This is a genomic window from Hyphomonas neptunium ATCC 15444 (assembly GCF_000013025.1).
Taxonomy (GTDB): domain Bacteria; phylum Pseudomonadota; class Alphaproteobacteria; order Caulobacterales; family Hyphomonadaceae; genus Hyphomonas; species Hyphomonas neptunia.
Genome location: NC_008358.1, coordinates 1 through 13517, shown reverse-complemented (window position 1 = coordinate 13517; position 13517 = coordinate 1). Strand labels below are relative to the sequence as shown.

18 protein-coding genes are annotated in these 13517 nt (G+C 61.8%); 6 read left to right on the top strand and 12 right to left on the bottom strand.

Going from position 1 to position 13517, the window contains the following annotated elements:
• Positions 1 to 2 precede the first annotated feature (2 nt).
• On the bottom strand, positions 3 to 728 hold the full coding sequence (locus HNE_RS00090) for an SDR family oxidoreductase (RefSeq protein ID WP_011645052.1): 726 nt from the start codon (positions 726 to 728) through the stop codon (positions 3 to 5).
• A gap of 118 nt (positions 729 to 846) precedes the next feature.
• On the opposite strand from HNE_RS00090, the gene HNE_RS00085 reads away from it, so the two are divergent.
• Positions 847 to 1746 carry a LysR family transcriptional regulator gene (locus HNE_RS00085; protein WP_011645051.1) on the top strand — a complete coding sequence of 300 codons (900 nt, stop codon included), beginning with the start codon at positions 847 to 849 and terminating at the stop codon, positions 1744 to 1746.
• 109 nt (positions 1747 to 1855) lie between these two features.
• Positions 1856 to 2395 (top strand): inorganic diphosphatase, encoded by a 540-nt coding sequence (gene ppa / locus HNE_RS00080; protein ID WP_011645050.1) that lies wholly within the window; start codon positions 1856 to 1858, stop codon positions 2393 to 2395.
• Between the two features lie 70 nt (positions 2396 to 2465).
• On the opposite strand, the gene HNE_RS00075 is transcribed toward ppa, so the two are convergent.
• Positions 2466 to 3089, bottom strand: coding sequence for a carbonic anhydrase (locus HNE_RS00075; protein WP_011645049.1), 624 nt, complete (start codon positions 3087 to 3089; stop codon positions 2466 to 2468).
• Between the two features lie 154 nt (positions 3090 to 3243).
• Between HNE_RS00075 and HNE_RS00070 the strand changes: the two genes are divergently transcribed.
• Positions 3244 to 3852 (top strand): TetR/AcrR family transcriptional regulator, encoded by a 609-nt coding sequence (locus tag HNE_RS00070; RefSeq protein WP_011645048.1) that lies wholly within the window; start codon positions 3244 to 3246, stop codon positions 3850 to 3852.
• Between the two features lie 40 nt (positions 3853 to 3892).
• Here HNE_RS00070 and HNE_RS00065 read toward each other — a convergent pair whose 3' ends face one another.
• Together HNE_RS00065 and HNE_RS00060 are read right to left on the bottom strand one after the other, a co-directional pair.
• Positions 3893 to 4435, bottom strand: coding sequence for a DUF1465 family protein (locus HNE_RS00065; protein WP_011645047.1), 543 nt, complete (start codon positions 4433 to 4435; stop codon positions 3893 to 3895).
• A gap of 66 nt (positions 4436 to 4501) precedes the next feature.
• Positions 4502 to 4687 (bottom strand): DUF1192 domain-containing protein, encoded by a 186-nt coding sequence (locus HNE_RS00060; protein ID WP_011645046.1) that lies wholly within the window; start codon positions 4685 to 4687, stop codon positions 4502 to 4504.
• A gap of 105 nt (positions 4688 to 4792) precedes the next feature.
• Here HNE_RS00060 and HNE_RS00055 point away from each other — a divergent pair, with 105 nt between their 5' ends.
• Entirely contained in the window at positions 4793 to 5767 is a 975-nt protein-coding gene (locus HNE_RS00055; protein ID WP_011645045.1) for an NAD(P)H-quinone oxidoreductase, read from the top strand.
• A gap of 138 nt (positions 5768 to 5905) precedes the next feature.
• Positions 5906 to 6577 (top strand): DUF1013 domain-containing protein, encoded by a 672-nt coding sequence (locus HNE_RS00050; RefSeq protein WP_011645044.1) that lies wholly within the window; start codon positions 5906 to 5908, stop codon positions 6575 to 6577.
• A gap of 55 nt (positions 6578 to 6632) precedes the next feature.
• Here HNE_RS00050 and HNE_RS00045 read toward each other — a convergent pair whose 3' ends face one another.
• The 3 genes from HNE_RS00045 to HNE_RS00035 are packed head-to-tail and all read right to left on the bottom strand — an operon-like array spanning position 6633 to position 9073.
• Entirely contained in the window at positions 6633 to 7163 is a 531-nt protein-coding gene (locus tag HNE_RS00045) for a Smr/MutS family protein (RefSeq protein WP_011645043.1), read from the bottom strand.
• A 5-nt stretch (positions 7164 to 7168) separates the two neighbouring features.
• The gene (locus HNE_RS00040; protein ID WP_011645042.1) at positions 7169 to 8407 is read right to left on the bottom strand and encodes a murein transglycosylase A; all 1239 of its coding nucleotides are present in this window, start codon (positions 8405 to 8407) and stop codon (positions 7169 to 7171) included.
• A 51-nt stretch (positions 8408 to 8458) separates the two neighbouring features.
• Entirely contained in the window at positions 8459 to 9073 is a 615-nt protein-coding gene (locus tag HNE_RS00035) for a Tim44/TimA family putative adaptor protein (RefSeq protein WP_011645041.1), read from the bottom strand.
• Positions 9074 to 9207: 134 nt separating this feature from the next.
• Here HNE_RS00035 and secB point away from each other — a divergent pair, with 134 nt between their 5' ends.
• Complete coding sequence (secB, locus tag HNE_RS00030) at positions 9208 to 9708, top strand: protein-export chaperone SecB (RefSeq protein ID WP_011645040.1); 501 nt, start codon at positions 9208 to 9210, stop codon at positions 9706 to 9708.
• Positions 9709 to 9715: 7 nt separating this feature from the next.
• Here the strand turns inward: secB and dnaQ are convergent, their stop codons facing one another.
• The 5 genes from dnaQ to HNE_RS00005 are packed head-to-tail and all read right to left on the bottom strand — an operon-like array spanning position 9716 to position 13260.
• Complete coding sequence (gene dnaQ / locus HNE_RS00025; protein WP_011645039.1) at positions 9716 to 10414, bottom strand: DNA polymerase III subunit epsilon; 699 nt, start codon at positions 10412 to 10414, stop codon at positions 9716 to 9718.
• A complete protein-coding gene (coaE, locus tag HNE_RS00020; RefSeq protein ID WP_011645038.1) occupies positions 10411 to 11019 on the bottom strand; it encodes a dephospho-CoA kinase in 609 nt (202 codons plus the stop codon). Before coaE ends, dnaQ begins: the two co-directional genes overlap by 4 nt.
• Positions 11016 to 11828 (bottom strand): shikimate dehydrogenase, encoded by an 813-nt coding sequence (aroE, locus tag HNE_RS00015; RefSeq protein WP_011645037.1) that lies wholly within the window; start codon positions 11826 to 11828, stop codon positions 11016 to 11018. Before aroE ends, coaE begins: the two co-directional genes overlap by 4 nt.
• Positions 11825 to 12421 carry a Maf family protein gene (locus HNE_RS00010; RefSeq protein WP_011645036.1) on the bottom strand — a complete coding sequence of 199 codons (597 nt, stop codon included), beginning with the start codon at positions 12419 to 12421 and terminating at the stop codon, positions 11825 to 11827. The genes aroE and HNE_RS00010 overlap by 4 nt, the downstream gene beginning before the upstream one ends.
• The gene (locus HNE_RS00005; protein WP_011645035.1) at positions 12418 to 13260 is read right to left on the bottom strand and encodes a pyruvate, water dikinase regulatory protein; all 843 of its coding nucleotides are present in this window, start codon (positions 13258 to 13260) and stop codon (positions 12418 to 12420) included. Before HNE_RS00005 ends, HNE_RS00010 begins: the two co-directional genes overlap by 4 nt.
• Positions 13261 to 13517: the final 257 nt, after the last annotated feature.

Below are 13517 nucleotides of genomic sequence, written 5' to 3'. Positions count from 1 at the left end.
CTTCAGACGCTTGCCGTGGGACGGACAACAATCTCGTTGATGTCCACGTCTTCAGGCTGCTCGATGGCAAACCGCACCGCCCGGCCGATGGCAGAGGGCTGTAGCGCGATGGCGCGGTAGGTTTTCATCGCCTCTGCTGCCACAGGATCGGTGATTGTGTGGGCAAGTTCGCTCTCTACCACGCCGGGGTGTATGCAGGTAACGCGTATGCGGTCATTCTCCTGACGCAGACCATCGGAGATGGCGCGCACAGCATATTTGGTGGCGCAGTAGACGGCCGCCGTCGGCACAACAGACAGGGCGCCGATGGAGGCGATGTTGATAATGTGGCCCGAGCCGCGCGCTGTCATTTCCGGCAAAACGGCTGCCACGCCATTCAGCACGCCCTTGATATTTACATCGATCATCTGGTCCCATTCCTCCACCTTCAGGGAGGCCATAAGCGACAGCGGCATGATACCGGCATTGTTCACGATGACATCGACATGGCCAAAAGCGTCCCGCGCGGCTTCTGCAAAGGCGGCGGCCTCGGCACGGCTGGTTACATCGAGACGGTGGGCAAGAGCTTCTCCGCCCGCTTCGCGAATTTCACCGGCGAGCACCTCAAGCCGGTCCAACCGCCGCGCGCCGAGCATGAGTTTTGCGCCTGCCGCGCCAAGCTCCCGCGCAATACCCGCGCCGATGCCGCTTGAGGCGCCGGTGATCAGCACAACCTTGTTCCGGATCATGGTCTTTCTCCTGAATGGGATCCCTGCCCTGCCTAGGGCGACTGCCATTCAGATAGACACGCTGGATTGTTGCGATAAGTTACCCATTCTTTTCCACTTTGGTGACTTTATCTAATCAATGATTCCAGATCTCAATGCTCTTTCGGTCTTTGCTCTGGTTGCCGAGGAGCGCAATTTTCGCGCTGCTGCTGATCGGCTGGGCGTTACACGGTCTGCTGTCAGCCAGACCATCCGGAAGTTGGAGGAAACGCTGGGGATCGCGTTGGTTCAGCGTACAACGCGCAGTGTCAGCCTGACCGAGGCGGGCGAGCGTCTCTATGTCGAGGCGGCCCCCGCGCTTGGAGACTTGCGCAGGGCGGTGGAACTGACAGGCAGCCTGTCTGGCCGTCCGCAAGGGCAACTGAGATTGGCTGTTTCCTCTATCGCTGAACATTTTCTGGGCGGAGCGCTTCTCTCCACTTTCGCCAAGGCCCATCCCGGCATCCAGATGGATGTGTTGGTGACAGATGAGGAATTTGACATCGTCGCGGAAGGCTATGATGCGGCGGTGCGGCTGGGCGAGGTGATTGAGCAGGATATGATCGCGGTGCCGGTTTCCGCCGAGCAGCGCCAACTGGCCGTTGGCGCGCCTTCCTATCTGGCAGAGGCAGGGGCACCGGCCCATCCACGCGATCTGGTGCATCATCGCTGTGTGGGCTGGCGGTCAGCGCCAAAACAGGCACCCTATCGCTGGGAATTTGCAGAGCGTGATGGCCGCGAATTCAGCGTTTCTGTGTCACCGGAAATCACCACAAACGATATGGCGTTGATGATAAAATTGGCGGTGGCTGGCGCCGGTATCACCTTCGGCATGGAAGAAAGTTTCTGGCCGGCGATGAAGAGAGGAGAACTTGTGGCAGTTCTGGAAGACTTCTGTCCTCATTTTTCCGGCTTCTATCTCTATTATCCGAGCCGCCGCAATCTTGCGCCAAAACTTCGAGCGCTGATCGACCATTTGCGAAAAGCGCCGCCTCGTTAAAGTATTCGTTCGGGGTCTGCCTACTCATTACCCTTGACCTGAAGCCTGCGGCAGTTCATCCGGGCGCCGAACTTTCCTGACCTCCCACAGCGAAGCATGTGAGCCTCCCATGGACCTTTCGAAAATTTCCGCCGGCAACAATCCGCCTGACGACATCAACGTTCTGATCGAAGTGCCGCTGGGCGGGGATGCGATCAAATACGAGATCGACAAGGCCTCCGGCGCGATGTTCGTGGACCGCTTCCTCTACACCGAGATGCGCTATCCCTGTAATTACGGGTTTGTGCCGCACACGCTGAGCCTCGATGGCGATCCGATCGATGTGATGGTGGTGGGCAACCGCCCGCTGGTGCCGGGCTGTGTGCTGCGCGTGCGCCCGGTCGGCGTGCTGATGATGACTGACGACAAGGGCCAGGACGAGAAGATCCTCGCCGTGCCCCACCCGAAACTGACGGGCTATTACGACAAGATCTCGACCTATCACGACCTGCCGCAGACGCTTTGCGACAAGATCCAGCACTTCTTCGAGCACTATAAGGATCTGGAAAAAGGCAAATGGACCCGCATCGATGGCTGGCATGGCATCGAGAAGGCGCGCGAGCTGATCCGCGACGCCGTTGCCCGCGAGCAGGCAAACCTGAAGGGCTGATCTGTCGGGATTTGTCCAAAGATGACCGAAGCTGGCCTGGAGGGTGCACCCTTCCAGGCCAGTTCTGTTTCTAGGGCGCCACGATTTCGAACCGCTGGGAGCGCGGATTGCGCCAGTGGAGCTCGCCATGCTTGATGGCAAACCAGGCGCCGTGGATTTCCAGCGTGCCCGCCTCGACCTTCTCGCGGACGAAGGGGAAGGTCATGAGGTTCTGGATCGAGGTTTCGATGCCTTCCAGCTCCAGCGCAAATTGCGGGTTTACCGGCTGGGTCGCCAGAACCCGCTCGCGCGCCTCGTCCAGCAACTTCACCCAAGGGGCGACGAATTCGCCGATCAGCGGGCTGTCATTCTTGGTGAGTGAGGCGGAGATCCCGCCACAGCCACCATGGCCCATGACCACGATGATCTTTACCTTGAGAATGTTCACCGCAAATTCGAGGGCGGCGGAGACGCCGTGCAGCCCGCCATTGGGCTGGTAGGGCGGCACCAGATTGGCGACGTTACGCACCACGAACATCTGTCCCGGCGCGGCGTTGAAAATATCCGAAGGCTCCGCCCGGCTGTCAGCACACCCGATCAGCATGATGTCGGGGTCCTGCCCCTCTCCGAGCTGACGGTAAAGCTCTACCTGTTCGGCATACACGCCGGACCGGAAGCGACGGTAGCCGGTGATCATGTCATCGACAGTTTTCATCCCAGTTCTCCAAGCTTGCGGAGGGGCGGATCGCGCAAAAATTGCTGCGGTGCAAGCAAATTTGAAACGAATCCTCGTTAACACGGAACGGTCAGTCTCGCCTAAGGGCCGAATCCGGTCTATCAAGACGTGCTGTGCGATGGAGACGCCCCACATGACAACGCCGACCGAAACCCCGAGCCCGCCCTCGCGCTCCCGTAAGGGGCCAACGCGCAGCGAGGTGTCCAAGGCCGCAATCCTGGAAGCGGCCCGCGATGAGATGGCCGAGAATGGCTGGCGCGGTTTCAGTGTGGATTCTGTCGCCAAGCGCGCCAGCGCCTCCAAGCAGACGATCTATCGCTGGTGGCCGTCAATCGGCGCGATGTGTGTCGACGCAGCGCTCGCCTTGATCCCGGACGCTCCCGATGGCGGACGCGACCCGCAGGAGCGGATTACAGCGCTGATCATTCCGCTCGAAGCGGCTGCCCGTACCGGGCATGGCCATGCCGTGCTGCGCGTGGCGCTGCTGGCGGCGGCCGATGACAAGGAAGCCGGTGAAGTATGGCGCGCCTGGGTCGGCCGCGACATTCGCCAGCCCCTGCGCATGCTGCTGGCCGAACTCGCAGCGCGACGTGTGATCCGCCGCGATTTCGAACTCGATGACGTGCTCGAACAGCTGCTGGGACCGATCTTCCACAGGCTGACGATCTCGCGTGCGCCAGTCAAGGAAGGCTTCTGCGCCGAGCAGGCGACCGCGTTCCTGCGGACCTACGCCGCGTTCTGATTTTCGAAAAGTGAATTGCCGGAGGTGACGGGCGGCGGCGCTATTTGGCGCGGCGCCAGATCATCAGCGGATCGAACGCGCCCGTGTCAGCTGCTTTCTGAAGCGCCGCCATCTGCTCTGACACAGGGTTTGGCGCGCTCACCGCGCTGGCGGGCTGGTAGAGGGCCTCATCCAGTCGGCACACCTGCTCGAACAGGGCTTCGGCGCGGCCAACCAGCTCCAGGAAGCGCGGCGGCAGGCCCCTGCCCTCCTGCTTCGAGGGGTCAAGTGCGGGCTCATCCCGGCGGATGCGGTATTTACGGGAGCCGGCGTCTTCGCGGCGCATGTCACCATCACGGACGGCTTTCTGCATCACGAGCCAGGACGCGGCCTGCATCAGGCGCGTCGTCAGCTCCATGCTCCAGGCAGCGTAAGTAAGGCTGGCCTCACGCGCGAGGGTCTTCGACTGCTCGCGGCCGGGACCATCGAGATAGGCCGCTGTTTCTTCAACCAGCGCCATGCCGCGTGTGAACACGGTGTCGAACAGTTTGCCGCCGGTAAAGGGCTCCAGCGACTGCGGGGAAACCAAATCGCGTTCTGCCATCACATCTCTCCACGTATTTTCGCGGCATATCTTTTCAGGTTTACCCTGAAAGCCGTTTCGCGCGACTTAACCGTTACCACCAAACAGGGCGTCTGCGGCGCGTTTCTGCGCTTTCTTTTTTTCGATCTCGGTTTCGCAGGCGGCAATCTCTGCCTTCAGCTGCGCGATGCGCACTTCCAGCTCGTCCACCGACATCTGGTCCAGTCCTTGAGCCTTGCGGACAAGGACGGGCTCTTCATCATTGAGGGCCATGGCGCGTCTCCGGGGCGTGTCTCCGTCTCATTGGTTTCATCAAAGCAGAAAGCCGGGCTAGAAGCGACTCCGAGACCCTTAATACCCGCGCAAGGAGTTATCCCCATGACCGCAACAATGACGGCCGCCCATGCCGAAACCGGCCAACCCCTGAAACGGGTGGAGCGCCCCCGCCCCGTCCCCGGACAAGGCGAAATCCTGATCGAAGTAGCCGCAGCCGGCCTCAACCGGGCAGACCTGGCTCAGCGCGCGGGCCGTTATCCACCCCCACCGGGCGCCTCCGACATTCTGGGCCTGGAGGTTTCCGGTACGGTTGTGGGCCTTGGCCCTGGCACGTCACGTTTCAAGCAGGGCGACCGGGTGTGTGCCCTGCTTGCGGGCGGAGGCTATGCCAGCCATGTGGTGGTCGATGAAGGCTCTGTGCTGCCGGTTCCGGGGGACATGGACCTTGTGACAGCCGCCTGTTTCCCCGAGGCGCTGATGACGGCCTGGGCCAATGTGTTTGACCGCGCAGGCCTCAAGCCCGGCGAGACCTTCCTCTGCCACGGCGCCACCAGCGGCATCGGCGTGATGGCGATCCAGATGGCCAAGGCCTATGGCGCGCCGAAGATTTTCGGCACGGCAGGATCTGAAGAAAAATGCGCCCTGGCGCGCGACCTGGGCGCCGACATTGCCATCAATTACCGCGAGCAGGATTTCGAGCAGATCGTGAAGGAAGCTGGCGGCGCCGATGTGACCCTCGACATGGTGGGCGGCGACTACATCCAGAAGAATATCGGTGCAGCCAAGGCCGACGGGCGCATCATCAACATTGCCTATCAGAACGGCATGGTGGCCGAAGTGAATTTCGGGCTGGTGCTGATGAAGCGGCTGTCGCTCATGGCAACCACGCTGCGGGCACGTCCGGTGCCGGAGAAGTCTCGCATCCGGGCGGCGGTTGAGAAGGATTTCTGGCCGCATGTGGCGAGCGGCAAAATCCGCGCGGTCCTGGAAAAAACCTATCCGCTCGCCGAGGCCGAAGCGGCCCTCGCCCATATGGAAAAGGGCGGCCATTCGGGGAAAATCCTGCTTACATTATAGGATGCTTCCCTTGGCGGCGCATTTGGCTTATATGAAAGGTCAAGGTTCACAGTTTGCCTGAAACCTCATCCGCCCGGCACTCGCGTGCCGGGCGGCTGCATTTCAGGCGCCCAGTTTGGAAAGATACAGGAGACTTCCATGGCCGATGTCCTGATGCCCCGCGCCACCGCCGTATGGCTCCTCGACAACACGACCCTGACCTTTGGCCAGATCGCGAAGTTCTGCGGCCTGCACCATCTCGAGGTCAAAGGTATTGCCGATGGCGATGTTGCCGAGAACATGCGCGGCGTTGACCCGATTGCCGGCGGTATGCTCTCCCGCGAAGAGATCGCTCTGGGCGAAGAAAATCCCGATTACGAGCTGCAGCTCGCCAAATCGAAGATCGCCCATATTCCCCAGCCCAAGCGCAAGGGTAGCCGCTACACGCCGGTCATCCGCCGCCAGGACAAGCCGGACGCCGTGGCATGGTTCATCCGTAACCACCCGGAAGTGACCGACGCGCAGATCATCAAGCTGATCGGCACGACCAAATCGACGATCAACAATGTGCGCGACAAGTCTCACTGGAATTCCCAGAATATCCGCCCGGTCGACCCGGTGACGCTGGGCCTCTGCAGCCAGATCGAGCTGGATGAAGTGATCTCGAAAGCCTCCGACCGCCGCCGCAAGATGGACGCCGAGCGCGCCGCCCGCGGCGAAGGCCCAGGCCTCACCGAAACCAAGGACACGGCAGACGAGTACAAGGTTGAGGAAGAGGATGTCCGCAAGAAGGACGTCTCGGCCGCAGACGTGTTCCGCGACTTCGACTAGCCTTCGGCGTTACAGTCAGATCAAAAAAGCCGGACCTTTTGGGGCCCGGCTTTTTTTATGCCTTCCGTCTCAGGAAGACATAGAACGCGCCGCTGCCGCCATGCTTGGGATGGGATTCGGCATAGCCCGACACGAGGGCGCGTGCTTCGGGCGATTCCAGCCATAGCAGGAAGTTCCGGCGCAACACGCCCTGCCCTTCCCTGCCCTTCCCCGTGATGACGAGGACGCAGCGGGCACCATCCGCCTGCTGGTCCATCAGGAATGCCGGGAGCGCGCGCGCGGCGCTGATCTGGGTGTGGCCGTGAAGATCGAAGGTAGCGGCAATGTCGAGCTTGCCACGGCGCACGCGCTTTTCGCCGCCCCGGTTTGCCGGAGGAATGGGGAGCCTGGGCGCGGGGGGATCAGAGGCCTTGATCACTGGGGCGGGCTTCTTCAGCGGCTTTGTTTCCCGCAGTTCCGGCTCGCCCGCTTCCAACGCCGCCTGGAAATCCGGCAGGGAGGCTTCCTGCGGGCCGATACGCTTCACCGTGGCGGCGACCTTTGCCCAGGCCCGCGTCTCTTCCTCGCTGAGCCGGCGCGATTTCATGCCGGTCAGCCCGCGCCTGGCGCAGGCGTGCGCGCGGCGACCGGGCCGGATTCGAGCGACTGACGGAGGCGTTCGGCTACGGTGAGCGGCAAAAGCACCCAGAGACGGCCTTGCGCGTTCATTGTGCCGGCGCGCTGGCCTGCGTCAAAGCCCGTGCCGAAATAAATGTCACCGCGCACCGGGCCTTTGATCGCGCCGCCGGTATCCTGGGCGATCAGGAGGCCTGACCAGTCTCCGCCAAGACCGGGCGCGGAGGTCTGTACGAACATCGGCACACCGAGAGCATGGAAGGAGGGGTCAATCGCCATTGATCCGAACGGCGTGAGCGGAACATTGTGCGCGCCGGTGGGGCCAAGCTCCGGATCGCCCTCGGGCAAAGACTGAAAGAAGACGAAGCGCGGGTTGATGTTCATTGACTGGCGCACTTCTTCCGGGGACGCACGGTCCATCCAGGCCCGGATGCCCTGCATCGAGCCTTCGCCGCGCGTGATGCGGCCGGTTTCAATCAGCCAGTTGGCGGTGGATCTGAACGGCTGGCCATTATGCGCGGCATACGCGGCACGCAGCGTTGTGCCGTCAGGAAAGGTGAGCCGGCCCGAACCCTGGATCTGGAGGAAGAACACATCTGTCGGGTGTGCCCAGGCGATCGCCTGGCCGCCTTTGGCGGTGATCTCGGCGCGGGGCGGATAGGGCCGCGTGGTGCCGTTGGGAAGCCGTTGCAACGGACTGTCGCCATTGGCAACGAAGTCAGACGGCACTGCGAAGACAGGCTCTGTAAAGCCAGGCTCCGGCGCGCGGCGGGCTTCATAGGTCGGTTCGAAATAGCCCGTGAAGCGCGGTTTTCCTTCCGGGTCGATGATCTCTACCGGGATGAAAAGTGTTTCGAAGGCCCGGCGCGTGGCGCCTTCATCGAGCGGTGCGGCGAGGGCTTCGCAGGCAGGCGCCCAGTCTGCTGCCGTGCCGGCCCACGCGACACTGCGCGAGAGCGGCGCGTCCCAGGCGCGGCGGGTAAAGCGGTCGCATGTGCGGCGAAACGCTTCCAGCGACGGGGCAAGCGTCGCGCCCTGCCAGCCGGGCAGATCCCGATAGCTCGTCGGCAGGGATGCTGGCGGCGGGCGGACAGTGCCCGGTGTCTGGCCTGGTGTCGGGCCAGGCTGGACCACTACCGGCGCCGCAGGACGCGGGGTGGATTGGCACGCGGCCAGGACAAGGGCGGAAAACAGGAGAGCAGCAAAACGGATCATGGCCGGTCCGTTATGCCGCGAAACTCCTCAGCATGTCACCTGAGAGATGTGTCAGGCGGCAACCTCAACATCGTCGAGCAGCCAATTGGGATCGCTGGAGGAAACGTCGCGCATGAAGGTCCAGATTTCGCGGACGATCCGTGTCGTCTCTCCATCGCCGAGTTCGGCCTCATAGCGCACCATCACGCGGGCCATGCTGCCATCAAGCTCGGCGCGGTCGATTTCGGCTTTCTTGATGCGCAAAAGTTCAAAGGCGCGCGCGCCTGTCGCGTCGCGCTCGGCAATGGCCGCGTCCCAGGCTTCATACACATCGTCATCCAGCAGCGGGCGCAGCGCATTGCGGTCACCCCGCGCATAGGCGCCAACGATCAGCTGATAGGCTGCCTTGGCGCCGCGCATGAATTCTTCCGTGCTGAAAGACCGGTCGGCATTGTAGATGTCTTCCAGAGCGCCTGCGGCCGGCCCGGTGAAGATGGGGCGTTCATTTTCGATGCGCCGGGGTTGGGGCGCGGGCATCTCACCCGGCGTGGGGCGTTTCTCGGGCGTCGGCGCCGGTCGCTGGACCGGCCCTTCATCGCCGCCCCGGCCAAGGGCGGAGTAAAGACGCCACAGAACGAACAGGGCGACAGCCGCCAGAATAAGGACTTCAATCAGCGGGTTGGACATGTTGGCGGCGAAATCCTTCAGTACATTGCAAATATAGGGAACACATAAGGCCAGTGGTGCCAGCTTGCCAGCCCATGCGTTGCACCTGACCGGCCTGCATGCTAGGCGCGGGACCCTAACTACAGAGGTGGATAATGACAGATACGAGCGCCGCCGGGAACCCCACCCCAGGTCAGCAGCCCGCCAATCCCCCGAGCCTTCGGGTGCTCGGCCAGTATGTAAAGGATCTCTCCTTCGAGAATCCGGGCCATCCGCCGGTTCAGACGCAGCCCAATATCGATCTTGGGATTGATGTCGGCGCCTCCCCTCACGCTGATGGAAACGGCCTGTTTGAGGTTTCTCTCAAGCTTTCGGCCAAAGCCTCTGCCGGTGACACAGTCCTGTTCATTTCCGAACTGGACTATGCTGGCCTGTTCCAGCTGCAAAACGTGCCGGAAGGTCAGGTCGAAGCGATGCTGCTGATCGAGTGTCCGCGTCTGCTATTCCCGTTTGCGCGCCGGATCATCGCCGAGATCACCCGTGAGGGCGGCTTCCCGCCCCTGCTCATCGACCCCGTTGATTTTGTGGCTCTCTATCAGTCGCAATACCGCCGCGCGGCAGAGCGCGCGCAGAACGGCAATGGCGGCGCGAGCTGACCCGCCCTCAGGGCAAGGTTTTCCAGAGCGCGTCTGCCCCAAGCTTTTCAACAAGCTCGGCATGGGCGGCGCGCTCTGCATCTGTCACCAGAGAAGCAAGCGGCGCCGGGCGCTGCCGGGCTGCGGGGCGTTGGTAGCCCTCCCCTCCCAGCGTGGGTTCGAAACTGAACGCGCGGGCGCGACCACCCAGCAGCTCCAGATAGACACTCGCCAAGAGCTGACTATCGAGCAGCGCCCCGTGGAAGGTGCGGCTTTCCAGAGAAATGTCGAACCGTTTGCAGAGCGCGTCCAGGCTGGCCGGGGCGCCGGGATAGCGTTTCCGCGCCATCTGAACGGTATCGACCCAGCGGTCTTCCGGAATGATGTCGCGCCCGCAGCGTTGCAGTTCCATATTCAGGAAGCCGCGGTCAAAGCTGGCATTGTGGGCCACGATGATGGCGTCGCCGGTAAATTCCAGAAACGCATCAATAATGTCGGGATGCTCGAAAGGCGGTTTGTCGCGAAGATGGTCGTCCGTAATGCCGGTGATGCGAATTGTGGCTTCGGAGACGGCCATGCCCGGATTGATCAGGCGCCGGAAGGTCTTGCCGGTCGGGATGTGATTGATCATCTCAACCGCGCCGATCTCGATGATCCTGTCGCCCTCATTCGGGTTGAGGCCTGTGGTCTCGGTGTCGAAGGCGATTTCCCGGACGCGTTCTGTCATGGGGTCTCTCCGTCAGCGATTCGCTTCATCAGGGCGATAATGGCGCGGACATGGTCGCGTGCAAAGTCAAAACCATGGGCCGTCGATACGATGAAATCTGCCCGCGCTCGCTTGTCGGCGTCCGGCATCTGACGGGCAAGAATCGACTCAAACACCTCTTCGGTCATTCCCGGCCGGGCGAGCACGCGAGCCCGCTGAATATCAGCGGGGGCAGAAACAACCAGCGTGTAGGTACAGTGCCGGTTGCCGCCCGTTTCAAACAGCAGAGGAATATCGAGAACCGCAAACTGCGCGCCGTCATCCTTTGCGCGGCGCCGGAAATCCAGCTGCGCTTCGCCGGCGAGCGGATGGACGATTCCTTCCAGCCGCTTCATGGCCTCGGGATCGTCGAGCACGCGGGTGCGCAGTTTCTGCCGGTCAATGGCGCCTTTATGGGCGACGCCCGGAAAGGCGTCCTCAAGCGGGGCCACGGCTGCGCCGCCTTCCGCATAGAGCGCATGAACGGCCGCGTCGGCATCATAAACCGGTATGCCCGCGTCCTTGAAAAGGTTCGCGGTGGCAGATTTTCCCATGCCTATAGAGCCAGTCAGCCCAAGGATGATCATGATGTGGCCTCCACAAGCTTACGGCACCGGGCATGCGCCTCGGCCATGTCCGGCTTGATACCAAACCAGTGTTCGAAGCTGATAGCTGCCTGAGCAACCAGCATGCCGAGACCGTCGAGCGCGCGCCAGCCTTTTTCGCGGGCTTCCTTCAAGGCAGCCTCTGCGCCTTTGCCATAGCTGATGTCATAGAAGATGCCCCCGGCGGATGGCGGTAATTCCAGACGTCCGCCAGAATGGCCAAGGCTGAGCGTGTTTACGACGAGCGCAGCAGAAGAGAGCTTACGCAGGCCTTCGTCCAGGGAGCGAACCCGCGCGCCGGGCGCAAGGTCGCGCGCGAGGTCTTCTGCGCGGCCGACCGTCCGGTTACAGATTGTGAGGCGTGCGCCGCGATCTGCGAGAACCGAAGCCACCGCGCGGGCAGAGCCCCCTGCCCCGAGCAGAAAGACATTCCTCCCAGAGACTTCAATGTCACCAAAGTCGAGCGTCAGCCCGAAGCCGGGAGCGTCTGTATTGTCGCCGATCCATCCATCTTCCCGGCGAACCAGAAAATTCACGGCACCCAGCCGGTGGGCTGTGCCGCTGACAGAGGTTGCGAGCCGCATCGCCTCTTCCTTGTGCGGAAGGGTAACGTTCAGCCCGATGACCCCCTGGCTGGACAGGGACTGAAGGCCAGACACAAGCTCTCCGGCTTTTACTTCAAAGGCGGAATAAACCGCGTCAATCTGATGCGCGCGAAGCCATCCATTATGGATGAAAGGCGAAAGCGAATGGGCGACAGGATCGCCCACAACGCCAAGAAGATGGGTCATGTAGGAAGCACTTTCCGGATACGGAGGTAATCCAGAAGCGGCAGCAGCGGCAGGCCGAGAATGGAGAAATAATCTCCCTCGATCCGCGTAAACAGCTGCGCGCCTGGACCCTCGAGCTGGTAAGCCCCCACAGTCGAGAGAAGCGCGTCGCCACAGGACGAGACATAGGTCTCGATGAAGTCTTCTGTCAGCGGGCGCATGGTCAGTTTTGGCCGGGCGAGATGGCGCCAGATGGGCGCGCCGTCCTCGCAGATTACAATGGCCGTCTCCAGCGTGTGGGATTTTCCCGACAGCTGGCGAAGATGGTTTTTTGCCGCTTCAAGGTCAGCAGGCTTGTCGAAAGCTTCGTCGCCGAGCGCGAGCATCTGGTCGCCGCCGATAACGAGACCCGGACGCTTTGCCGAAACGCGCATGGCTTTGAGCTCAGCCAGCTGCATGGCCTGTTCGCGGACGGGCAGCTTGTTGGCGCGCATCGTGTTGCGGAAGGATTCCTCGTCAACATTCGGCGCGACGCCGTCTGCCTCGACTCCGGCGGCGGCAAGCAGGGCCCGGCGGCTCTTGCTGGTAGAGGCGAGCGTAACGGCGAGGCTCAAGAATGCCCCCAGCGTTCATGCAGCATGTTGAGAATGCCCGCGGCCGTTTCTTCTACGGAGCGGCGGGACACATCAATCGTCTTCCAGCCATTGCGCTGGAACAGGCGGTTGGCCTGGGTGATCTCATCGCGCACCGCTTCTTCATCGGCGTATTCGGTGATCTCATCCTGATTGAGCGAGATGAGGCGCTGCCGGCGGATCTGAACGAGGCGTTCGGCTGAAATCTTGAGGCCGACCACCAAAGGCCCCTTGTCACCCATCTTCTCCATGAAGTCAGGCAGGGGAACACCAGGGACGAGCGGGATGTTCCCTGCCCTCACCTTGCGATTGGCCAGATAGACGCAGGTTGGTGTTTTCGATGTGCGGCTGACCCCCAGAAGAATGACATCGGCGCCAATCAGGCTTTCCACATTCTGGCCGTCATCATGAGCGAGCGTGAAGTTAATCGCCTCCATCCGCTCGAAATAATCCTCATCGAGGGCGTGTTGTCCGGCCACCCGGTTATTGGGCGCGACGCCCAGATGGCGGCTGAGCATGGCAATCGAGGGATCGAGAACCGGCAGCGTCGGTATGCTCCGCTCACGGCAAAATGCTTCCAGACGCCCGCGCAGCGCGCCATCGGAGATGGTATACCAGACCACGCCGGGCGCTGCCTCGATCTCCTTCATGACGCGCTCGAGCTGGCGTTCGGAGCGGACAAGGTAATAATTGTGCTCGAGCGGCTGTACATTCTCAAACTGCGCGCAGGCGGCGCGTTGAATGGCGTTCAGGGTCTCGCCCGTACTGTCGGACACGAGATGCACATTGAAATAGATGCTGGGGCGTTGAGGCTGGGTCACCCAGCTCTCTTGCCGCCCTGAAACCGATTTCACAAGGGGTGTGACTCCTGTGTGGAATTCCAAATCACACACAGGGATTCACAGGCGACTCACAATTGCAGGATTCTCACCTCTGGAGAGTCACCGTGCGTTCTCCTCTGTGATTCCAACACGGACGTTTACACCCTGTTAACCACTGACTCATTTCGAGTTTGAAACGTCAAAGCGCCGCGGGCCAATCTGTGAGTCGCCTGTGGATTTGACGGGATAAAGCGTTA